Origin of the sequence: Saccharibacillus kuerlensis DSM 22868, from assembly GCF_000378145.1 — a bacterium.
Lineage (GTDB): Bacteria > Bacillota > Bacilli > Paenibacillales > Paenibacillaceae > Saccharibacillus > Saccharibacillus kuerlensis.
In genome coordinates this window covers 15,747-37,658 of the sequence record NZ_KB899309.1, presented here as the reverse complement: position 1 = coordinate 37,658, position 21,912 = coordinate 15,747, and the positions used below count along the sequence as shown (strand labels likewise).

The 21,912-nt window shown below is 52.7% G+C and carries 17 protein-coding genes; 8 read left to right on the top strand and 9 right to left on the bottom strand.

All coding sequences use genetic code 11. The annotated features are described in order from the left end of the window. Positions 1–133: 133 nt before the first annotated feature. The 6 genes from F456_RS24590 to F456_RS0119755 form a co-directional block, all read right to left on the bottom strand. Positions 134–271 carry a daptide-type RiPP gene (locus F456_RS24590; protein ID WP_018978794.1) on the bottom strand — a complete coding sequence of 46 codons (138 nt, stop codon included), beginning with the start codon at positions 269–271 and terminating at the stop codon, positions 134–136. Positions 272–331: 60 nt separating this feature from the next. Beyond that, positions 332–454, bottom strand: a complete 123-nt coding sequence (locus F456_RS25045) for a hypothetical protein (RefSeq protein WP_018978793.1) — start codon at positions 452–454, stop codon at positions 332–334. Between the two features lie 166 nt (positions 455–620). Then, positions 621–1,931: a daptide-type RiPP biosynthesis aminotransferase gene (gene mpaD / locus F456_RS23160; protein ID WP_018978791.1), complete on the bottom strand. Its 1,311-nt coding sequence runs from the start codon at positions 1,929–1,931 to the stop codon at positions 621–623. A gap of 27 nt (positions 1,932–1,958) precedes the next feature. Beyond that, entirely contained in the window at positions 1,959–4,358 is a 2,400-nt protein-coding gene (locus tag F456_RS0119765; protein ID WP_018978790.1) for a hypothetical protein, read from the bottom strand. Between the two features lie 512 nt (positions 4,359–4,870). Next, complete coding sequence (locus F456_RS23155) at positions 4,871–6,547, bottom strand: sensor histidine kinase (protein ID WP_018978789.1); 1,677 nt, start codon at positions 6,545–6,547, stop codon at positions 4,871–4,873. Positions 6,548–6,551: 4 nt separating this feature from the next. Further along, positions 6,552–7,226 (bottom strand): response regulator transcription factor, encoded by a 675-nt coding sequence (locus F456_RS0119755; protein ID WP_188669565.1) that lies wholly within the window; start codon positions 7,224–7,226, stop codon positions 6,552–6,554. 293 nt (positions 7,227–7,519) lie between these two features. On the opposite strand from F456_RS0119755, the gene F456_RS0119745 reads away from it, so the two are divergent. Both F456_RS0119745 and F456_RS0119740 read left to right on the top strand, forming a co-directional pair. Beyond that, positions 7,520–7,909, top strand: coding sequence for a hypothetical protein (locus tag F456_RS0119745; RefSeq protein WP_018978786.1), 390 nt, complete (start codon positions 7,520–7,522; stop codon positions 7,907–7,909). Positions 7,910–8,276: 367 nt separating this feature from the next. Next, complete coding sequence (locus tag F456_RS0119740) at positions 8,277–10,091, top strand: glycoside hydrolase family 13 protein (protein WP_018978785.1); 1,815 nt, start codon at positions 8,277–8,279, stop codon at positions 10,089–10,091. Between the two features lie 91 nt (positions 10,092–10,182). On the opposite strand, the gene F456_RS23150 is transcribed toward F456_RS0119740, so the two are convergent. Continuing rightward, entirely contained in the window at positions 10,183–10,671 is a 489-nt protein-coding gene (locus F456_RS23150; RefSeq protein WP_018978784.1) for a GNAT family N-acetyltransferase, read from the bottom strand. Positions 10,672–10,867: 196 nt separating this feature from the next. Here F456_RS23150 and F456_RS0119730 point away from each other — a divergent pair, with 196 nt between their 5' ends. Further along, complete coding sequence (locus F456_RS0119730) at positions 10,868–11,590, top strand: serine/threonine-protein kinase (RefSeq protein ID WP_018978783.1); 723 nt, start codon at positions 10,868–10,870, stop codon at positions 11,588–11,590. Positions 11,591–11,816: 226 nt separating this feature from the next. Here F456_RS0119730 and F456_RS0119725 read toward each other — a convergent pair whose 3' ends face one another. After that, positions 11,817–12,545, bottom strand: coding sequence for an amino acid ABC transporter ATP-binding protein (locus tag F456_RS0119725; RefSeq protein WP_018978782.1), 729 nt, complete (start codon positions 12,543–12,545; stop codon positions 11,817–11,819). Next, positions 12,538–14,010 carry an amino acid ABC transporter substrate-binding protein/permease gene (locus F456_RS0119720; protein ID WP_018978781.1) on the bottom strand — a complete coding sequence of 491 codons (1,473 nt, stop codon included), beginning with the start codon at positions 14,008–14,010 and terminating at the stop codon, positions 12,538–12,540. Before F456_RS0119720 ends, F456_RS0119725 begins: the two co-directional genes overlap by 8 nt. 394 nt (positions 14,011–14,404) lie before the next feature. Here F456_RS0119720 and F456_RS0119715 point away from each other — a divergent pair, with 394 nt between their 5' ends. From F456_RS0119715 to F456_RS0119690, 5 genes are all read left to right on the top strand, one after another. Next, a complete protein-coding gene (locus F456_RS0119715; RefSeq protein WP_018978780.1) occupies positions 14,405–15,538 on the top strand; it encodes an NADH-dependent flavin oxidoreductase in 1,134 nt (377 codons plus the stop codon). 337 nt (positions 15,539–15,875) lie between these two features. Continuing rightward, positions 15,876–17,339, top strand: a complete 1,464-nt coding sequence (locus tag F456_RS23805) for a sensor domain-containing diguanylate cyclase (protein ID WP_018978778.1) — start codon at positions 15,876–15,878, stop codon at positions 17,337–17,339. Between the two features lie 284 nt (positions 17,340–17,623). Beyond that, positions 17,624–18,661 carry a LacI family DNA-binding transcriptional regulator gene (locus tag F456_RS0119700; protein ID WP_018978777.1) on the top strand — a complete coding sequence of 346 codons (1,038 nt, stop codon included), beginning with the start codon at positions 17,624–17,626 and terminating at the stop codon, positions 18,659–18,661. Between the two features lie 120 nt (positions 18,662–18,781). Beyond that, entirely contained in the window at positions 18,782–21,133 is a 2,352-nt protein-coding gene (locus F456_RS0119695; RefSeq protein ID WP_018978776.1) for a glycoside hydrolase family 65 protein, read from the top strand. A gap of 23 nt (positions 21,134–21,156) precedes the next feature. Further along, positions 21,157–21,870 (top strand): MurR/RpiR family transcriptional regulator, encoded by a 714-nt coding sequence (locus F456_RS0119690; RefSeq protein ID WP_018978775.1) that lies wholly within the window; start codon positions 21,157–21,159, stop codon positions 21,868–21,870. The last annotated feature ends 42 nt before the right edge of the window (positions 21,871–21,912 follow it).

Here is a 21,912-nt window from a genome sequence, read left to right as displayed (position 1 = left end):
GCTACCTCTTCCAGTTCTTCCAGTTGTACATTCAGCATATTTTCCATTGTTAATCGCTCCTTTGATTGGGTTTAGTTTTTTAATTTTGAATTTTCAAAAATTCAGTTTTCTGCTACTGCTCTTCTACTGTGGATTAAGTGAAGGCAACCAGGCCTGCTCCAACTGCTACAACGCCCACTCCGGCAATTACGCCTTCTACGAAGTCTCTCGAATTTCCCGGCGCTTCTACATTCTCCAGCAGTTCCAGATCCAGTACATATTGTTCGTTCATTTTCGTGTCCTCCTTTCCTCGAATAAATGTTGGTTAATCTGTAATAGGGTTAGGCAGCAATCAGGTCAGAGAGATCATACCGCCGACCACGACGCCGATAAGCGGGCCGCCTATGAACATTCCGCCGGCTGGGGCAATTACGGTCTCCAGCTCTTCGACTTCGACTTTCGATACCTGTTCCATTCTTCTCACCTCCTTTACAGAATTAACTCTTATATAAATCCGGAATATCCGTGATCGGTTTAGAATAATACAGCTGATTCAAAAGGCTCGTCGCCCGGAAACTCACTACCGTCCAAAACCGACGTTTCTTTGGTCGGATCGAACAGATATTCACGCTGCATCCTCTTCACCTGCCTCCCAGTGTTTTTTTGATGATTCCAACGATCTTCGCCACTTCCTGCGCATTAATGATGAATGGAGGATACAGGTGGAATCCTGTTGTGACACCCGGCGTGTAGAACGGATATACAATCAGTCCTCGCTGCTTCAGCCGGCCGACGAGTGCCGAGAGACGCTCGGCTTCCATGCAGTCTTCGCCTGTCAGATCGCTGCGCAGCGCTACGCCTGTCATTAATCCTTTGCCTCGGGTTTCCTTGAAGGCCGGACAGTCCGCCAGCGCTTCATTCAGCAGTCCGCGCAGCAGCTCACCCATATCGGTAATATGTTCCATCATACCCGGTTCTTTTAGGGCTTCGATGGTTGCCAGGCCGGCAGCGCAGGCAATCGGATTCCCGTTCTGCGTCGACAAGTGCTCGATATGCAGATGGGCTGCCGCAAACTCGCGATAGATATTTTCGCTGAACAGCACAGCTCCAAGCGGCAGATAACCGCTGTTGATGCCTTTGGATAAGCCGAGAATATCAGGGACAGCGCCGCTGTGTTCGAAGCCGAACATTCGGCCTGTTCGGCCCATGCCTGTCGCTACTTCGTCGAATGCAAGCAGCGCGCCATGCCGATCGCACAGCTCTCGAATTTTTCTTAGAAAAGCATCCGGCAGTGGAATTGTACCGCCCGAGCCGATAATCGGCTCAACAATCATACCGGCAATCCGGTCTCCTTCTCGGTTGAACAGTTCTTCAATCGCCTGCAGTTCCTCTTCTTCGCTGCCGCGTCCCAATGCGCTGAGCGGCGTATTGTGGAACAAGAATCCGGGAACTTTGGGACCGTAACCCTGCGAGATTTCCTGATCGATTCCGCTGGCGCTCATCGCCCCGTAATACGTCCCGTGATAAGAGATGCTGAGAGCGACAATATTTTGTTTCTCTTCAAGTCCCCGAAGACTCTGATATTTGCGCATCAGCTTAATCGCCAATTCCGCGGATTCCGAGCCCGTGCAGGTATAGATCACTCGGGACAAACGCTCCGGTGTCAGCGACAGCAGTTCCTCGGCGAACTTTACCGTAGTCGGATTGGTCTGATCGACCAGATTCACGAATGGAATCCGATCCAATTGATCCACAATTGCCTGCCGAATACCAGGATGCCCGTAGCCCAGTGATACGTTCCACAAGCCGCTGATTCCGTCGATATAAGGTTTTCCGTTAACATCTTGAACATAGATTCCCGATCCGTTCGACATCGAAGTAAAAGACTCGCCGAGCTGAACGTTTTTCAGTGGGTGAATCAGCGGGTATACCGCTTTTTGCACAGTAGACATGGCGATTGCTCCTTTCGTGATACGCTGCTACGAAGCACGGCGTGCAGCAGATATGATCCCCATTTCGTCCAGCTTGCGGCTGACCTGTTCGGCTGCTGTCTCCGCCTGTGTTTCATCAGTCTTGAATACTTCCGCGATCGCCCGTTTGAGAGAAACTTCGGACAGTCCCTTGATTCCCGCTTCCAATACCAGTGCCATTAGCGGACTGAGCTTAAGCAGTTTGCCGCTGGCAGCTTGATACAGCAGCGGCTGACCGCCGACGAAGAGTACAAACAGATGGTCAGGCACCCAAGATTGGCCTTCAGCCTGATAAGCGGCAGGCAGCAGATGCGTGCAGGTTCGCAGTGAGACGCCGACTTCGCGGATATCCGTATCCCGGAACAGAACCGTGTATTGGCGAAGCCCCTTGAACACTTGGGCCACCTGCATGTAACGGTGCAGCATGGCATGGCGTTTGCGGATCTCGCAGTACTGACTGCGCGTCATATATTCCGGAAGGAATGTACATTTCGAGCAGGTATCGCGAATTTCGCAGGTGTCGCATCCGCGCAGCAGCTGTTCCCGGGTAGAAGCCGCCGAGGCTTCTCGCTGCAGGCTGTCGTAGGAGTCGCCTACTCTTCCGATTGCGGCACAGCCTCCGCAGCCGGCAATCTTCCCTTCCTCTTCGATCGATAGTCGGGGAAGCTGCTTGATCGGACACTGTCCGGCAGCCGACCAACGGCAGCTGTCGGTTACATAACCCCGCACCTGATAACCATGACGGAATTTGCCCACCTGCTCGAAAGCCTGTACATCCTCGAGGAAAGCTTGTAGATTATCTGCATCCCCAACCTCCAGAATCTCCAGACCGGGTACGCCGGATTGATCTTCGATCTCCCTGCCGGCTGCTTCCCGATAATTCATCAGTTCCATTTCAATGGGTGGACCGAAATCGTAAGCACTCATCTCCAGATGCCGAGTCTGCGTATCGGCTGTAAGACTTTCCGCCTGAATATGAGGCACATACTGATGTTTGCTCTCCAGCTCCTTCGCAAGGCGATTGTATCCCGTGCGATCCCGCTTGACGACTCCTTCGGCATCCAAATATTTATCTTCTTTTTCCGATGAGGAAACTGAGTTTTGACTTAAGATAAAGGCGCTGTTGATTCCCATCAGTTGGTTTGGCTCCAATTCGGCAAGATCCGGGATATGCCTATCGGACAGCCCGATATGCTTCACTCCGCTTCCCAGTGCCTGCGGCGGATACTGCCCGGTCTTGTAAGCCAGGTACCCGTTCAGCAGAGCTGGATCACTGCCGCTGCCTGCGCTGGCCAAGAGATCAGCCAGTTCGCTTTCCAGATTCAACTGCTGAAGTCCGTTTACCCGGATACGTACATCTCCAGGCTGTATCAGTCCTGCGCTTAGCCAACTCTTCAAGTGCCGGGCCGTTTCCATTCCCTGTCCGGCCATCTCGCCGTCAAGCCACAATCGAATTCTTGCTCCGGCAGTGCCTGCTCTCCACTGTGTCAGCAGACCCTTAATTGCAGCGTCTTTAAGAGAATCTGGGCTGCAGATGGTAAGCTTGAGAGCGGATATGCCGGCTGCTTCAAGTTGACCCGGCGCCATTGCGTGCAGTTGGTCAATTCTCAAGCCAACTTCCAGCTTGACTGTAGGTGCATGCGCTGCGATGATCTCGAATCCCCGAGCCAGTTCTTCAGGTGCATTTGCATATTCGAAACCTTCTATGCTCAGCGTCGTTCCGGCCGCCGTCTTAGCTGCCTTTGCCGCTTCTTCGGCAAAGCGCTGCATCGAGTGGCGCCGAATACCTCCGTTGCGCACTGTCTCTCCTTGACGATCAGCCCAGCGTACTTTGAATTCGACAGCTGCTCCTTTTCTCTCATCGGGAGAAGCCAGCAGATCCAGTGTAAGGGTGTCAGATTCGACAGCGTCCTTATCGATCCCACTGATCCGTACAGCTTCTTCGCGAATACTTCCCGCAAGCTGAAGGCATCCGCTGTTTTCCCAGCACTCCTTGTCCGATTCGGAAAGCATCCAGATCGTCGCTTCCGGCTCGGCGAGGATAAAAGCGTCCGCATCAACTTCTTGGGGATCGCTGCCGTGAAGTTTACCGACCCATTCGCCAAACCAAACGATTCGGAGTTCACTGTCCAGCTGCTTCAATGTTCGGGAGAGACTGCGGCAGAGGGAGTACGTTTCGGCCTCAACCTGAACCGCAACAACCGCACTTCCAAAAGATTCGATCTCTTCAGCGCAATCCTGCAGGGTTGCAAGATGAGCTTCGATATACTGGGCAGCATTGCCCCCCCTCTGCTTGAAGTAAGCTCTTATGTATTGGCAGTTCAGGCTGTCGCCGGCTGTGTATAATCTGGGAGATTGCGCTTGGAAGTGTACGAGCGTGACTCCGTCTCCGTAAGTGAATCCGAACAAGTCTTTCGCCTCCTTTGTGTGTGGGCTTATGTCCATTCCCGCCCGGTAACCGCGCCTTGCTTAGCGGCTCTCGTTTCAGTGCGGCGGGTGTGTGTTCCCTTTGCTTGATTTCATCATAAACCACCTTTAAGAAGATTTCACCGAAAAGGATATAAGGTTTTCCCACAAACACTTTGCGTTGATCGGCTCTGTTTTTTGCAGGTAACGCACGATTCCACAAGCCTTGAACGGCGGTCGGGTTGGCGGTCCGAACGAAGCGGAGGAGCAGTCGCGCAGCGGAAACCACAGCCGCAATTGCGCCCTCTAAACAGCAGAACCAAAACGAGAGCAGACAGCCGGATATAAGGCTGCCTGCTCTCGTTCCATCTCATCTATTCTCTGTTCCCTATTCCATTCGTTATCCACTATTCCCTGTTCCCATTATTCATTGTCCCTACTTATTCAATGTCTCTACTTATTCACTGTCTCCATTATGTCTGCCCATCTCCGCTCAAGCCGCAATCTTCTCCGCTTTATTCCTGCGACTCATGCCTTCCGGTCGGCCAGATCGTAACCGTCACCCCTTCTGCGCCGCTCTCCATGTTCCAACTCATGCCCATTTCACGGATCATCAGATCCACGATCGAGAGACCGATCCCTGCTCCATGTAATGGGTTTCGCCGGCGGTGTCCCCGCTGCCCGTCGGGAACCGAATTTTCTTGCAAAGCGGTCGGCATATCGGCAGCTTGTACAGCGGAATTCGCCGCAAGCCGGACACGGCCTTCTCCGGGTTGTGACTCTTCCGCATGAATATCGTCTGACGAGGCCCCATTAAAGCCTGTCTCGTCAGACTTCGCTGCGTCAGATCCGTCGGGCTTTACTGCGCTGGGCTGCAGCGCTTCGTCCCCCCGCATCCCCGGGCCTTTATCCCGGATCTGCAGCGGCCGCCGGCCGTCGGGTCCCGGCGGGCCGAGCGACAGACCGATATACCGACCTTCCTTGGCATGACGCACCGCATTCTGGAACAGATTGTCCAGAATGCGAATCAGCCATTCGCGGTCGACATGCCAGAGCATAGATTCCTCGGGCAGATCGGCATCGACTTCCATGCCTTCCTTTTCAAATACCGGATACCACTGCGCGGCCGCTGTTCGGACGATGCGCAGCACGTCCGTCTCCTCAATTCGCATTGGGTAGCGTCCGGCCGCAATCAGCGTATACGACAGCAGATTGTCGATCAGGCCGCCGAGATCGTCCAGCTTGCGTGCCATCAGCGTCAGCGACTCTCGTCCGCGTTCGCCGAGCGGTTCGCTTTCCAGTGAATAAGCATGGCTGCGGATGACAGTCAGAGGTGTCCGCAGATCGTGCGACAGATTGGCGATTAGCTTCTTGCGCAGCTCTTCCTCTTCGCGCTCCCGTTCTCGTCCTGCCCGCAGCTTGTGTACCATCTGATTGAATGTTCCTTCCAGCGTCGTGATCTCGTCCTGACGCTTGCCCGGTCCGACTGGCAGCGGAATACCCGCATCATCGTAAGCCGTCATCGCTTCCTGCAGTCGGACCAGCCTTTTGCGTATTCTATAGAAGAATGCCCAGGACAGAAAAGCGAACAGCAGAAACAGCAGCACGAACAGCGATATCGCTACAAACTGCGGCATTCTCCCATTCTGATTCGGCACGGCAGATACGGTCATCGCCCGAGGCACTTCGGCAACGATAAATCCCTGCTGCCGGTCAAGCAGAGGATCATCTTTCTCACCGACAAAAGCAACGACGGCAAACACCTCGGAATTATTTGCAGTCGCCCGCTTCATAAATTCGGCTGTCCAGCCTGCCGTCCAGGCATCCGGAATACTGTCACGCTGCGGCTCCTCGTAGAGGGTTTGGCCTTCTGCATCGACAGCGGCGACCTGTACCAGCGGGTTTTCTGTACGGAAAGCCTTCACGGCCCGGACGATCTCGTCCGCAGATGCACCGTCCAGACTCTCAGCCAACTGATGCCAATCGTTACCCAATGTCGATGAATTCACATATTTGCCCCGATCGACATCCGGTTGGCCCGGCTGCCAGATCAGGTAGGTGTAGCCGAGATAGAGAACCATAACCAAGATCAGAATGATCGGCAGCAGAAAAATGGCGAGTCCGACCAGCATCAAATAGCGGGCCATCAGCGAATGACGGAATTTAACAGCCGCTTCACTGCGTGTTCTCATGCCTTCACCCTCTCACCCGGTAGCCGATTCCCCGAATGGTCTCGATGATGGTCGGACTGCCGGGATCGCGTTCGATTTTTTCGCGCAAATACCGAATATGGACCATCAGCGTCTTATCTCCATCAAGATATGGCTCGCCCCATACCGCTTCATAAATCTGCTCCTTCGTCAGGATCTGGCCGAGATGGCGCAGGAAGTACATAAAGATATGAAACTGCTTGCCCGTCAATGAAATTTCTTCTCCGCTTTCCGCATCCGTCACTCGGTTTTCGCTTTCGCAGACAAGCAAATGTCCGATCCGCCGAGCTTCCGGCTGGGCCGGTGTGCTGCGCCTTAACATGACTTCGATGCGAGCCGCCAGCTCGTCAGGATGAAACGGCTTGGTCAGGTAATCGTCGGCAAACTTCAGCGCTTCGAGCTTATCGTCGATCGCCGTACGGGCTGACAGCATCATGAGCGGCATGGCGGGATGATCCCGCTTCAACCGCTGCCCAACTGTAAAGCCATCTAGTCCGGGCAGCATGATATCCAGCACAGCCGCGTCGCATCTTTCCGCAGCCTCCGAAGCTCCATCCCCACTTTTCAGCCAGACGACTTCGTAGCCGCGTTCTTCCAAATTTCGGACGACCCATTCGCCGATCTCCCGTTCATCTTCAATATAGAGCACCGTTTTGCTTATCATTTTCAAAGCCTCCTACTTGGAACACTGGTAGTCAAACCTTCCGTACAACTGCTTCTCTTCCCCTGTATCCATGATAGCAGTATTTACTCCGGCAGGGATGCGAACACTTTTCGCAAATTGGATTTTCATGGCAAAATTCCGTTTCTGCTCTCCCTGCATGCGGGTAATAAGAGTTACTATTTTGAATATCTTTATGCTATTTTCGCCTGCCTCAAACTCATCCAATCTCCCATTCCATAGTCGCGTCTGTTAAGCATAATTTTTATGACATCATTGAGGAGGGAATTGTTATGATGCCTGTTACAATCGCCTGGATGTTGGGCGCGGCCATTCTGGTCGGCGCTCTTGCCGTATTTCTGGTCGTCCGTGCCAAACGCAGCCGCCAAGCGGCGAGCAACGTCGTCGATCTCTCTACCGCCCGCCGCCGCAAGTTAAAAGAAGGAACCAAGACAATCAAACCTGAAGCACCTCTCAAGTCCAAACGTACCGTCCGCTCCTCGAAAGGTGCGGAGATTCGGCGCTTTACGCCAAAAAGCAGCGAAGAACGGCAGCAGCCCTGCTCCCGCTGTCACAAGAAAAGCGATTCGGTCGGCTTTTTCGTCGACGATTACGGCAATCTGCTCGGCGTCTGCAAGGAATGCCGCAAAGCGGCCAAAAACCGCGACCTCATGCCGCTGTAACGTTCAAAGACCGAAGTGCGTACGCTTCAGCAGACACCGCTGACAAAGCTTAAAGCACAGTTCGAAACCCAGCTTGCAGCGCAGTTGGCATCTGTCGGTTACCAACCTATTCCACGTGGAACTTTTTTGAAGACGGCCAGTAGACCCGCTCCCCCTGCATCTGCCGGGAAGCAGGTCTTTTTTATGTTCAATATACCTCGTGCTTACCTTTCCATCTATATAACTTCTTCCTTTTTCGCTTTGGGGTTTATTCCTCCTTCTGTCGCTCTGTTTCTCGCTTCCTTTTTGATGGTAATACCTTGTTGTCGGTTTATAGACCGCAACATTCGTTCAACCTAACCATTCCAACAATCAAGGGGGAAATTCGATGCTGCTTGAAGCGATTGAGCACCGGCCGAAGCTGAACTGGGCCTATACGGTGGACAAAGAGACGGTTCACCTGCGTATTCGTACGAAGAAGAACGACGTAGAGCGCGTGTTTGTGATCGGTGGAGACAAATATGCCTGGGATCGTACCAAAGAAGAAACAGCCATGCGCATTTTTGCCACCGATGCCTTGTTCGACTACTGGGAATGCGAGGTCAAGCCTCCTTATCGTCGTCTGAAGTACGGATTCCGGCTGGAAAGCGGATCGGAGAAAGTCTGGATGAACGAGGACGGTTTCTTCAATGAAGAGCTTCCAACATTCGATGACTTCTTCGAGATTGCCTATATCAATCCGGAAGATATTCTGACTACGCCGGACTGGGCCAAAAATGCGGTCTTTTATCAGATTTTCCCGGAACGCTTCGCAAACGGCGATTCATCACGCGATCCGGAAAACGTGCAGCCTTGGGGCGGCAAACCGGAAGTCGACAGCTTTTTCGGCGGTGACCTGGAAGGGGTACGCCAGCATCTGGATTACATCAGCGATCTCGGCGTTAACGCCATCTATTTCACCCCGATCTTCAAAGCGCCGAGCAACCATAAATATGATACGGAAGATTATATGCAGCTCGATCCGCATTTCGGCGATATCGACACATTGAAGAAGCTGATCGCAGAATGTCACGAGCGTGGAATCCGCGTGCTGCTCGACGCCGTGTTCAACCATTCCGGCAAGACATTCCAGCCCTTCGTGGACGTGCAAGAGAAGGGGGAAGATTCGCAGTACAAAGACTGGTTCCACATTCGTGAATTCCCGCTCGGTGTCAAAGACGGAATGCCGACGTACGAGACGTTCAGCTTCGAGGCTTATATGCCGAAGTTCAATACCGGACATCCGGAAGTCAAAAAGTATCTGCTGGAAGCGGCCCGTTACTGGATCGGCGAGATCGGCTTCGACGGCTGGCGGCTTGACGTGGCGGACGAAGTGGACCACCGCTTCTGGCGCGAATTCCGTACAATCGTCAAGGAAGCCAATCCGGAAGCGTATATCCTCGGTGAACTGTGGCATGAAGCGACACCTTGGCTGCAGGGCGACCAGTTCGACTCCGCGATGAACTATCCGTTCACGTATGCGACGCTGGACTTTTTCGCAAAAGGCAAGACGGACGCGCAGAAGTTCTCGCATTCCATTGCCACGCAGCTGGCGCGTTATCCGGAGCCGGTCATGCAGTCCGCGTTCAACCTGCTGGACAGCCACGACACACCGCGCGCACTAACGATTGCCGAAGGCGACAAGAACAAGCTGAAGCTGTCCGCCGCGTTCCAGCTGACGTATCCTGGCACACCGTGCATCTACTACGGTAACGAGATCGGCATCGACGGCGGACCGGACCCGGACTGCCGCAAGTGTATGGAATGGGACGAGTCGAAACAAGATCTGGACCTGCATGCTTTCTATAAAAAAATGATCGCTCTGCGCCTTGAGCACAGCGCGCTGCGCACCGGAAGCTTCGACTTCCTGCACGCCGAGAAAGGCGGCAGTGTTGTCGTCTACCGGCGTCAGGATGAATCCGGTACGTTCATCGTAGCATTGAACGCTTCGGAGAAGGAGCAGTCGGCTGAAGTCGGAATCGAAGTGAAGGGCGAGGCGAAGAACGGAGCCGGGCAGCAGAACGGAGAAGGCGGTTCTTGGAGTGTTCTCTACGCAGGCGGTGCCGATACGGAGTCCAAGAGCGAAGGCAGCCTGAGCGCAAACGGCGGTAAGCTGACGATTGCTCTTCCGGCTTATGGATATGCGGTACTTCGGGCGGAATAAGCAGAGCGAACATTGGATTTGTATCAGGATAGAAAAAACGGACGAGAGCTCTAAAGCTCTCCGTCCGTTTTCTTTTTCTTTGCACTGCACTTCACTTCATCTCAAACAGCTGAAACCGTCGATCTTCCTCCATCTTCTCAATCAGCGAGGGAGCGCCGGTCAGATCGAGAATGATTCGGTCCCAGAATCGCTGCGCCGGGATATTGTTTGCCAGCTGGTGCAGCCCCCAACGGCCTTTTTTTGTCTCGAAAACAAGTCGGGCCGCCCGTCTGCCAACGCCGGAGCGGCGGTATTTGCGCATAATGAAAAATTGCGATAGATAGGCCGCTTCATTTTCCCAAAACTCATGCACCATTGCGAATCCCGCAATCTGTCCATCCGCTATAATGAGGTAAGCGAAGTTGCCGCCCCATCTTCTCCAATAGAGATCGAACTCCGCAAAATACGGATAAGTTCCGTCGGAGCGTACATCCATTGCCGTGAATTCGCTGAAATCGTACAAATATAGCTGCCAGAGCTGCTCGAACAATTTGCGCTCCGTGCTGCGCGCTTTCCTGATTTCTACGTTGTCGATGTTCATTGCAGGCTCTCCTCGTCTATGTCATGTATCCTTTAATCTATCAAACGCACTTCCAAAAATCCATTCGTCTCCTCCTATTCTATGCTTTGAATTCCGTCTTAAGACGGATGCCTTGGCAGAGCGCCGGGACTATGATGATAGGGCAAACATTCGAAAGTTGGGTCAAGTGCCCATTTCCTCCAAGGAGTGAAGAGATATGGTCCAGAGCGGCGAACGAGAGCCCATGACCCGTCTGATTGAAGATACTCTGCTTCCGGGTCTGCGTCTGGAAAGCATTGATCCATTTAATCCGATCGTCGTAAGCTATACGCCCGCAGATTGGAAAATGCTTGGTGCAGGCAACTACGCGGCCGTATTCGAGCATCGACTGCTGCCCGGCAAAGTTGTCAAAGTCTATGCGCCGGGGCGGCCGGGCTGGCAAGAAGAATGCGACGTGTATCAGAAATTGGGTGTTCATCCCGCTTACTCCGAGCTGTATGCTTCGGGCTTGCTTGATGACAAATATTATCTGGTGCTCAAAAAGCTCGAAGGCAAAACGTTCTATAACTGCCTTCGCGACGGTACGTATATTCCGGAAAAAGCGGTCCGTGATGTGGATAGCGCGCTGGATTATGCACGGTCCCGCGGCTTGAATCCAAAAGATGTACACGGCAAAAACATCATGCTCAAAGACGGCTGCGGCCTGGTCGTAGACGTTTCCGATTTTCTGCAGGCAGGACCCTGCGTCATGTGGAAAGACCTCAAGAAAGCTTACTTTAAGCTGTATAAACCGCTGATGCCGAAACGGCCTTTTCCAATGCCGGATTGGTCGATGGACGGCATCCGCTGGATTTACCGCCGCCTGCGCAAGAAAGCCAGGCTCGACGGTCGGCACCCTCAGGGCAGACGGTATAAGGCAAAGCCGAGGAAGTTGGGCTGATTCAGTGGAAAGAGGAGCAGATCTCTCCACTACTACCTTCCACCCAGGCTTTCCAAACAGCGAGGAAGACAGGCCAACACGCAGCAGAATGAACGCGAAGTGACTGGACAAAAAGAGGCCGCTCCATATAGAGCGGCCTCTTTTCCTTACCGTAAAATTTGGTTCTACTGCTGCCGTAAAGCTTACTTCTAACCTTCACAGCTTACTTTCAACATCAACCGTTCGCTTACAGCACTTTCTCCAAGAAGCTGATCGTCCGCTCGTGCTTTGGATTGCCGAACACTTCCGCAGGCGTACCTTCTTCCACGATATAGCCGCCGTCCATGAAGATGACCCGGTGGCCGACTTCGCGGGCAAAGCCCATTTCGTGTGTCACGATGACCATGGTCATGCCTTCGCGAGCCAGATCTTGCATAACGCCGAGCACTTCGCCGACCATTTCCGGATCGAGTGCGGATGTCGGTTCGTCGAACAGCATGACATCCGGGTTCATCGCCAGCGCGCGGGCAATCGCCACACGCTGCTTCTGACCGCCCGAGAGCGAGGACGGGTACGCATCCGCTTTGTCAGACAGACCGACACGCTCAAGCAGAGCCAATGCCTGCTTGCGCGCTTCTTCTTTGGTCTGTTTTTTCAATTCGGTTGGCGCGAACATGATATTTTGCATCACGTTCATATGCGGGAATAGATTAAAATGCTGGAATACCATCCCGATATTTTCGCGAATTTTATTGATATCCGAGTTTTTATTGCTCAGGTCGTGATCGTCTACAATGACTTGGCCTCCGTCGATCTCCTCCAGCAGATTCAAGCAGCGCAGGAACGTGCTTTTGCCGGAGCCGGAAGGGCCGATCACACACACAACTTCACCTTCGCGAACTTCCATATCGATGCCTTTGAGTACTTCGTTACTCCCGAAGCTTTTTTTGAGACCGGTAACTTTGATTTTATCCACGGCTTATTCTCCTTTCGAGACGATCCGCAATCTTAGTCAGGATCGTGATGACGATCAGGTACATAATACCGATAATCAGCCATACTTCGAACGATTGGAACGTGCGTGCCACGACCAATTTACCCGATTGGGTCAGCTCGATCAGGCCGATAATCGACATGATGGACGTATCTTTGAGCGTAATGACCATCTGGTTAATGAACGAAGGCACCATGACTTTGATTGCCTGCGGCATAATGATTTTGCGCATCGCGGTCCGGTAAGGAACCCCGAGCGAGCGCGCAGCCTCCATCTGCCCTTTGTCGATCGACTGAATGCCACCGCGAATGATTTCGGTCACGTAAGCTCCCGCATTCAAGGACAGTGCCAGGACCGCAGCCGTCCCCGTCCACCCCGGCATCGTGAAGCCAAACGCCTGCGGAATGCCAAAGTAGATGAAGAATGCCAGAATCAGCAGCGGAATGCCGCGGAAAATATCGACGAACACCGTTGCGATTCCACGCAGCACTTTGTTGTGGCTGACTTTCATGGAACCGAAGATCAAACCCAGAATGAACGCGAAAAACAGTGAAACAATCGTGTAGTACAAAGTCAGACCCATCCCTTTAAGGAAGGCAGGCATCGAAGCCCCGATCAGCTCCAAACCTCTCATCTGCGGTGTTGCGGCAATTTCGATCTCGCCGCCTTCGGATGCGAACGATTCGCCTAAATACTTGGCCATAATCTCATCGTACTTTCCATTTTCCCGAAGATTGGCCAAGCCTGCATTAAACATCTCAAGCAGCTCGGCATTCTGTCCTTTGTTGACGGCAAATCCGTACGAACCGCCCGCTTCCTTACCCAGAGGCGTCTTCATGCCGTTGCCCTGTGCGATTCCGTAAGCAACAACTGGATAATCTTCGAAATAAGCGGCCGATCCGCCGGCTTTGACTTCCTCGATCAGTTGGGTAGAATCATCGAAAGTTACGATAGTGAACCCGTATTGATCCCGGATCGATTCGGCAAAGGCCGCCCCTTCCGTACCCGTCTTAACCGCTACGCGCAGTCCTCGCAGATCTTCATAGGACATGATTGCCGTATTTTGCTCGTCAACGCCCATGATCGGACCCGCCTCGAAATACGGATCGGAGAAATCGAACGTCTGCTTGCGCTCGTCGGTGATGCTCATGCCGGCGATGACGCCGTCGACATTGTTGGACTGCAGCGCTTGAACCGCCGCATTGAATCCGAGAGGCTGCAGGCGATACTCAAAGCCTTGATCCTCGGCAATTGCCTTAAGCAGATCCAAGTCGATTCCGACATAATTTCCGCTTGCATCTTGGTACTCAAACGGCGGGAACGTCGTGTCCGTCGCGATTGTATACGTCTTTTTGGCTTCGGCGGCATTCGCCGACGGCACCAAACTTCCCACGAAGGAGAAGAAGAAGATTAATAAAGCTAAAAACCCCATTATTTTTTTCTGCATGCCAAACTTTCCTCCAGTCGCTCTGCGCGGCTTTTGAATTTTCACTTCATTTTACATGAGTTGTGAGCTATTGACCATGCCTGCGCAACATTTTTTTGTCAAATTCAATAAAGGGTAAATATGGATGGCTTACGCCGGTTAACATCACACAATATGTAAGCTGGTAAAAAGAGGTTTTCGCAAAAGGGCATAACGATTGTTTTTACCCATTTTCCGAGTAGATGACTAGCCATCACTTATTTATTTTATCTTATCTTCTATTTTAATTGAACAAAATTAAATAACGAAAAATTTATTTTGCTCAAAACATTGAAAAGTGTATACCTTCTTACTATAATATACTTATGTGTTTTTGATAAACGTTCATCATCCATCTTAAGGAGGAACTTTTTATATGACTAATCCAGCATTCTCTAAACTTTTCGAGCAGGTTGAACTGAAAGACGGCATCAAGCTGCAAAACCGGATCGTGCTCGCTCCAATGACGCACTCTTCTTCCAATCCCGATCTGAGCGTGTCCGACGCTGAGCTCAGCTACTATGAGCGCCGTACAGACAAGCTGGGTCTTGCCATCACTGCAGTTGCTCACATTATGCCGGGCGGCATCGGTTTCCAGAATCAGTTCGCTGCTTTTGGCGAAGAGAATCTGCCGGGCTTGACCAAGCTGGCCGCATCGCTGAAAAAAGGCGGAGCCAAAGCCGTACTGCAGATTTTCCATGCAGGCATTCAAAGTCCTCGCAACCTTGTACCAAACGGCGACGTTGTTGGACCAAGTGCAATCGAACTGCCGGACGGTTCGCAATCGCGTGAGCTAAGTAATGAAGAAATCGAATCGATCGTACTCGATTTCGGCCGTGCTACTTCTCTGGCGATTCGTGCCGGATTCGACGGCGTGGAAATCCACGGCGCCAACGGCTACCTGATCCAGCAGTTCTTCTCCGGCTGGTCCAACCGCCGCGAAGACAAATGGGGCGGCGATGTCGAAGCTCGTCTGGCATTCCCGCTGGCTGTCGTTGATGAAGTGCAGCGTACGGTTTCCGCGGAAACAAAAGAGCCGTTCATCATCGGTTACCGCTTCTCGCCGGAAGAGCCGCAGGAAGAAGGCCTGACGATGGATCACACGTTCACGCTGCTCAAAGCGCTGGATGCCAAAAACCTGAGCTACCTGCACGTCTCCCTGATGGAGTACGACTCCAAGCCGCGCCGCGGCGGCGACTTGAATCGTACCCGTCTGGAACAGATCGTAGCAGCGGCACCTGGCACTCCAGTTATCGGTGTCGGCTCCATCCACACGCCGGAACAGGCTGTCGAAGCACTGGAACTCGGCGCTGCCATGGTCGCTCTCGGCCGTGAATTGATCATCGAGCCGGATTGGGTCCAAAAAGTCGAAGCAGGCCAAGAAGCCGACATCGCTCGCACTCTGAGCAAAGACGACCAAGAGCGCCTCGTACTTCCCGATCCGCTCTGGGGCATGATTCTCGGCGTACCGGGCTGGTTCCCGATCGTTGAAGCCGAAACAGCCGAGTAAGAACGACTAATCGAGTCAAGCGAATCATAAGGTCATGATGAATACAAGAGCCTCGTACCCGCCCACCAGCAGGTACGAGGCTCTTTTCTATCTAAAGACTGCACATGTTCCATACTAACTCGCGCTCTCTTTTCCCAAGACAAACCGCCGAATTCCCTTGCTTGGTTGTAGCCCTGCTACCAAAGTTTTGTTCTGCCTTTTTTTAAAATAATCCCCCCTTTTTCTCATTGATTTCCCTCCAAATATCACCTAACGTTAACTTACTGAAAAGTATGCGTATCAAAAGCGGAATCATGCGGTTTTGCTCAGCGCGTTTTGGAGAAAGGAAGGCTTTCCCTTGAATATATTATTTGACAGCGGTTCGGAACAGGACCCTCTCTTCCATGTAAGCCCTCGGCAGCGCCGAATCGCTCTCATCCTTTCATTGGCGCTAATTCTATTTACAGTCGTTATTATTTTTTTCGCACATATACATTTGCCCAAGCTAGTCCTATTCTTTCCGGCACTCGGTGCCTGGGGCGTGTTGGGGGATATTCTGACTGCATTCATTCTATTCAATCAATTCCGTGCTTCGCGCATTCGGCCTCTTCTGGTATTGGGCTGCACGTACTTGTTTACTGGATTGGTAAGTCTATTTTATTTGCTTGCGTTAACGGGCGTACTGCCGGACTCTGGTCCTTTTGCTCCGAATGCGCAAACGTCGATATGGTTCTGGTGCTTCTGGCAGCTTAGCTTTCCCTGCGGGATTCTGGTGTTTTCCCACTCGATTCGCAAACAATCGGATAGGGTTCCGCTGCAGCACTTGCCCCGTTATCTGTTTGTAGGGACGAGCATTGTACTGCTGGGAGCAGCCGGACTGTTCCTGTTCGGAACGTTTGGAGACTCACTGCTGCCTAAACTGATTGAAAACGGCGATTACGGCAGGCTGCTCACTTCGGGAGTTGGTCCCGTGCTCTGGCTGCTGAGCCTTGCTGCTTTTCTGTCTGTACTGCTTCCTTATCGAAAGCGCGGCGTGCTGCGAATCTGGATCATTGTGGCCATGCTGGCTTTCCTGCTGGGATTGACGCTTAGCCTGGTAGCCGGTGAACGTTACACGATCGGCTGGTACGGCGCTCGTGTAGATTCCTTGATCGCTTCGGTCATTGTTCTGCTGGCGCTTATTGCCGAGGTCAACAAACTGTTCGTCAGACTGACTCGCCAGCACGAAGAACTTGAAGAATCGAAACAGGCACTTGAGGAAGCCAATAAGCGCCTGAAAGAGCTGTCCCTGGTGGACGGATTGACCCGAATCGCCAACCGCCGCCAGTTTGACGAAGTTCTTGCCCAAGAGCTTGATGCTCCGCAGCGTGAAAAGGAATTTTTGTCGCTGCTGCTGATCGATGTCGATTATTTTAAAGCGTATAACGATCATTACGGTCATCTTGGCGGAGATATGGTGCTGCGCAGCGTCGCATCCAGACTTGAGACGGAAGCACTTGCTCATTTCGGATTTACCGCCCGTTACGGCGGCGAAGAATTCGCGGTAATTCTTCCGGGCCACAGCGAACGCGAAACGGAACAGATTGCGGAGCTTCTCATCGAAAGTGTACGTTCACTGTCGATTCCGCATCAGTATTCCAGCGTTTCGAATCAGATTACGATCAGTGTGGGCGGTTTTACGATGAGACCGGGCGAACACTTCAACGCCAATGAGCTGATCAGCAAAGCCGATGCGGCACTGTATCAAGCCAAGGCTGAAGGCCGAGCTCGTTTTGTCCTTACCGGAACCGGAGTGGAACTTTCTCGAGGGCCGGTCAACTGATTCCTTCCGCGCGTTCTCATCACCGGAATATGCTGCTGCATCCAAAAAGCAGCCTGCACCGCCGCCCTTGATAGGGAGTCGGCAGTGCAAGGCTGCTTTTTCCTGTTCGCTAACTTGGGCCGATCTCCTCATGCAACGAGGTTATTATGACGAGGTTATGCCGCAGATTCAATTTTGAAAAAATGCGCATTTACAAGGCTTGTCGTTTGAATTAACATGAAGGCGAACCGAAATGCCTCTTGGCTTGGGAAAACGCGGTAAGCGTCACGAAAAGGAGGCTGTTCATGTCCGTTACCATCAAGGACGTCGCCAAAAAGGCAGGCGTTTCGCCTTCTACCGTGTCTCGTGTACTCTCCAATCATCCGCGGATCAGCGCCGCCACATCGCGCAAAGTGCGGGAGATTATGGAGGAAATGGGCTATCATCCGAATATGATGGCGAAAAGTCTCGTCTCCAAAACGACAAAAAGTATTTGCGTGATTTTGCCCAAACCGGCGGAGGAGCTGTTCTTGAACCTGTTCTTCATGGAATTGATCCGGGGAATCGTGGCTCAAGCTGCCCGCTCGGGTTATGATGTGCTCATCAGTTCCGGAGCGAATGAAGCTGAAGAGGTCGAAGCGGTCGCCCGCCTCGTGAACGGCCGCCGTGTCGACGGAGCCGTTCTGCTCTACTCGCGCAAAGACGATCCGGTTGTCGAGTTTCTGCAGGAACGCGAATTTCCGTTCGTGCTTGTCGGTCGGAGCGAGCGTCATCCTGATATCCTCTCGGTCGATACCGACAATGTGCAGGCCGCTTACGACGCTGCACGTCATCTGATCTCGCTCGGACATGAGCGTATTGGATTCGTGGGCGGTCCGCCAAATATGGTTGTCTCCATAGACCGAATGAACGGCTACCGCAAAGCGCTTGAGGAAGCCAATCTTCCGCTGCGCCAGGACTGGATTGTGGAAGGCGAATTTCTGCAGGACAGCGGCTACCAGGCCATGTCCCTGCTGATGAACCTTCCCGAACGGCCAAGCGGGATGCTCGTTGTCGACGACTTCGTCACATTCGGCGTCATCCGGGGTCTGAATGAATTGGGATATCGGATTCCTCAAGATCTGAGCATCGTCAGCTTCAACAATCTGGCGGTTGCCGAGCTGTCCAGCCCGCCGATCAGCAGCGTCGATATCGGCAGCTATCAGCTTGGCTATACGGCTTCCCAGACATTGATCCACACGGTCGAAACTCCACGCGGGGAGCGTATGCCGGTTCGGCATATCATTGCGCATCGTCTGATCGTGCGCGAATCTTCCCTTTTTTCACCCATCAACAACATATAAACCGGCTGTATGCAGGTCGGGAAACGTCGATTACTCGCTTGGTATCCTCGTTTCCCGGTCAAGCTTATAGTATAATTCAAACGTTTGCACAAACCTTATCTGACAAGGAGAGATCCCGCGATGAAACCGTATCTGAAGGTCAACGAATGGCGCATCATTGAGGAAGGCTTCGACCCTGCTTTGAACGAGGTATCCGAAAGTGTATTCAGTATCGGTAACGGTTACATGGGACAGAGAGCGAATTTCGAGGAGCAGTACAGCGGAAAATCGCTGCAAGGCAGCTACATGGCCGGCGTGTATTATCCGGACAAAACGCGAGTTGGCTGGTGGAAAAACGGCTATCCCGAATATTTTGCCAAGGTGCTGAATTCCGTCAATTGGATCGGCATCGACGTGGAAGTTGACGGCGAGACGCTGGATCTCTCCCAGTGCCAAGTATTGGATTTTGTGCGGACATTGGATATGCGCGAAGGCACGCTCAGCCGTTCGCTGACCGCGGTCCTGCCAAGCGGCAGAAAGGTACGTATCGAGTCACTGCGCTTCGTCAGTGTGCCGTTCAAAGAGATCGGCGCGATCCGCTATTCAGTCACTCCGCTGGATGAAGCCGTACAGCTTAAGCTGACTCCGTATCTCGATGCGGATGTCGTGAACAAGGATTCCAACTACGAGGAGAAATTTTGGGATGCCCTTTCCCAACATGCAGCCGTTGATTACGCCAGCGTCGAAGTGCGAACCAAAAAGCTCGATTTCCACGTCACTTCCCATATGGTGTACGATTTGGCGGCGGCAGGCGACGAGGATCAAGAGTTCTATGTGGAAGCGGAAACGCACAGCCGTGAGAAATTCGCCGGCGTGACGCTCTCGCTGCGTGCCGAAGCCGGACAAAGCATTACTCTGTACAAATACGTGGCCAACGTCACTTCGCGCGATCATCTGCCGGAAACGCTCGCGGATATGGCGCAGCAGTTAGCCGAGCAGGCGCGCGATCAAGGATTCGATGCTCTGCTGGATGCGCAGCGTGAAGCATGGGCAGAGAAATGGCGTGACGGCGATATCGTGATCGAAGGCGACGAAAAAGCACAGCAGGCGATCCGGTTCAACATTTTCCAGCTGCACCAGACGTATACGGGCGAAGATGACCGGCTCAATATCGGACCGAAAGGCTTTACGGGCGAAAAGTACGGCGGCAGCACTTATTGGGACACCGAAGCGTACTGCCTGCCTTTCTATCTGAGCACTGCCGATTCTCATGTCGCGCGCAACCTGCTGATCTACCGCTATAAGCATTTGGAAAAAGCGAAAGAGAACGCCGCCAAATTGGGCTTCTCCAAAGGCGCCCTCTATCCGATGGTCACGATGAACGGCGAAGAATGCCACAATGAATGGGAGATTACATTCGAGGAAATCCACCGTAACGGTGCGATTGCCTACGCCATTTATAACTATGTGGAGTACACCGGCGACACCTCCTACCTCGGCGAATACGGCTTCGAAGTGCTGGCCGAACTGTCCCGATTCTGGGAAGAACGCGTCACCTATTCGGAACGCAAAGGCGTCTATATGATTCTCGGCGTTACCGGCCCGAACGAATATGAAAACAACGTCAATAACAACTGGTATACGAACCGGATGGCGGCCTGGACGCTGGAATATACGCTGGAAGTTGCGAACAAGCTGAAAGCAGAAGAGCCAAGCACATATGCCTCTGTCACAGAACGAATCGGATTGACAGCGGACGAAACGGAGAAGTGGGCCGATATCACGGCGCGTATGTACCAGCCGGAAGATGCGGAGCTCGGTGTATTCCTTCAGCAGGACGGTTTCCTGGACAAAGAAATTTTGCCTGTCGCGCAGCTCGATCCGTCGAATCTGCCGCTTAATCAGAAATGGTCGTGGGATCGCATTCTTCGCTCATGTTATATCAAACAGGCCGACGTGCTGCAGGGATTGTTCTTCCTCGGCGACCGCTACGACCTGGAGACGAAACGCCGCAATTTCGACTTCTATGAGCCGATCACCGTGCACGAATCTTCGCTGTCGCCATGCGTGCACGCCATTCTTGCCGGCGAGCTCGGTTACACGGACAAAGCGTACGAGATGTATCTGCGTACCTCGCGCCTCGATCTCGACAACTACAACAATGATACGGAAGACGGCTGCCATACGACCAGCATGGCCGGCACTTGGATGTCCGTCGTACACGGCTTCGGCGGATTGCGTGTTCAAGACGGACGTCTGATCCTGAACCCGTTTGCTCCGGAAAGCTGGAAGTCGCTGTCGTTCAAGGTAGGCTTCCGCGGAGCGCGTCTCAAAGTGAAGGTCACCGGCGGCCGCACAACGGTCGAGAACGAAGGACCGGCAGCGGCTTCGCTGACCCTCTACGGCCGCGAAGTCGATCTGCCGGCGGGAGAAAATGTATCCGGCGAGCGCAATCCGCAGGCCGGTGCACCGGAAGGCGCGGAAGTGTCGTAAGCGGACCCAAGGGATGAAATGCTATGTTTTCGTACGATACGATTCAACGATTCAATGAAACCGAGATTTCCATCTACAAATATATAGCGGCAAACCGAGACAAGGTCCTTTTCATGACTATTCGTGAACTGGCGAAAGAAACGGGAGTTTCCACCTCTACAATCTTAAGGTTCTGTCATAAAGCAGCATGCGAAAATTATTCCGAATTCAAACAGCAGTTGAAAGAGAACTTAAAAGAAACAGCCAATCTCTCTCCGCAAAGCGATTTGGAAGCCCTGCTTCACTATTTTCAGGGAACCAACACCAGCGCATTCGAAGCCAAAATCGAACAAGGTGCAAAAATCCTTAACGAAGCGGAGATGATTCTGTTTGTCGGCTTGGGTTCTTCCGGAACGCTTGCCCGGTACGGTTCCAGATACTTTTCGAATTTGGGCAAATTTTCGATCGGTCTGGAAGACCCTTACTACCCGGTAAAGGACATTGGAGGCAAAAAAGCAGCTTTGATCGTTCTTTCCGTCTCCGGCGAGACAAAAGAAATCGTGGATCTTATGCGGAATTTCCAAACCGGCAGCGGCAAGATCCTCAGCGTTACCAGTCAGCCTCATTCCACCATTTCCAAAATGTCCGACTGGAGTATTTCCTACCCTTTGGATATGCAGCGGGTGAACGGCGGATTTAATGCGACGTCCCAGGTTCCCGTGCTGTTTTTGATGGAGGTCTTGGCAAGAAGAATGTAATCCGCCCCAAAAAACACCCTGTTACTCGACAAGTAACAGGGT

What these genes read in the sequence shown, in the direction of transcription:
- F456_RS24590 (WP_018978794.1), bottom strand. Translation starts at nt 271, where the DNA reads ATGAACGAACAATATGTACTGGATCTGGAACTGCTGGAGAATGTAGAA.
- F456_RS25045 (WP_018978793.1), bottom strand. Translation starts at nt 454, where the DNA reads ATGGAACAGGTATCGAAAGTCGAAGTCGAAGAGCTGGAGACCGTAATT.
- mpaD (WP_018978791.1), bottom strand. Translation starts at nt 1,931, where the DNA reads ATGTCTACTGTGCAAAAAGCGGTATACCCGCTGATTCACCCACTGAAA.
- F456_RS23155 (WP_018978789.1), bottom strand. Translation starts at nt 6,547, where the DNA reads ATGAGAACACGCAGTGAAGCGGCTGTTAAATTCCGTCATTCGCTGATG.
- F456_RS0119745 (WP_018978786.1), top strand. Translation starts at nt 7,520, where the DNA reads ATGATGCCTGTTACAATCGCCTGGATGTTGGGCGCGGCCATTCTGGTC.
- F456_RS0119740 (WP_018978785.1), top strand. Translation starts at nt 8,277, where the DNA reads ATGCTGCTTGAAGCGATTGAGCACCGGCCGAAGCTGAACTGGGCCTAT.
- F456_RS23150 (WP_018978784.1), bottom strand. Translation starts at nt 10,671, where the DNA reads ATGAACATCGACAACGTAGAAATCAGGAAAGCGCGCAGCACGGAGCGC.
- F456_RS0119730 (WP_018978783.1), top strand. Translation starts at nt 10,868, where the DNA reads ATGGTCCAGAGCGGCGAACGAGAGCCCATGACCCGTCTGATTGAAGAT.
- F456_RS0119720 (WP_018978781.1), bottom strand. Translation starts at nt 14,010, where the DNA reads ATGCAGAAAAAAATAATGGGGTTTTTAGCTTTATTAATCTTCTTCTTC.
- F456_RS0119715 (WP_018978780.1), top strand. Translation starts at nt 14,405, where the DNA reads ATGACTAATCCAGCATTCTCTAAACTTTTCGAGCAGGTTGAACTGAAA.
- F456_RS0119700 (WP_018978777.1), top strand. Translation starts at nt 17,624, where the DNA reads ATGTCCGTTACCATCAAGGACGTCGCCAAAAAGGCAGGCGTTTCGCCT.
- F456_RS0119695 (WP_018978776.1), top strand. Translation starts at nt 18,782, where the DNA reads ATGAAACCGTATCTGAAGGTCAACGAATGGCGCATCATTGAGGAAGGC.
- F456_RS0119690 (WP_018978775.1), top strand. Translation starts at nt 21,157, where the DNA reads ATGTTTTCGTACGATACGATTCAACGATTCAATGAAACCGAGATTTCC.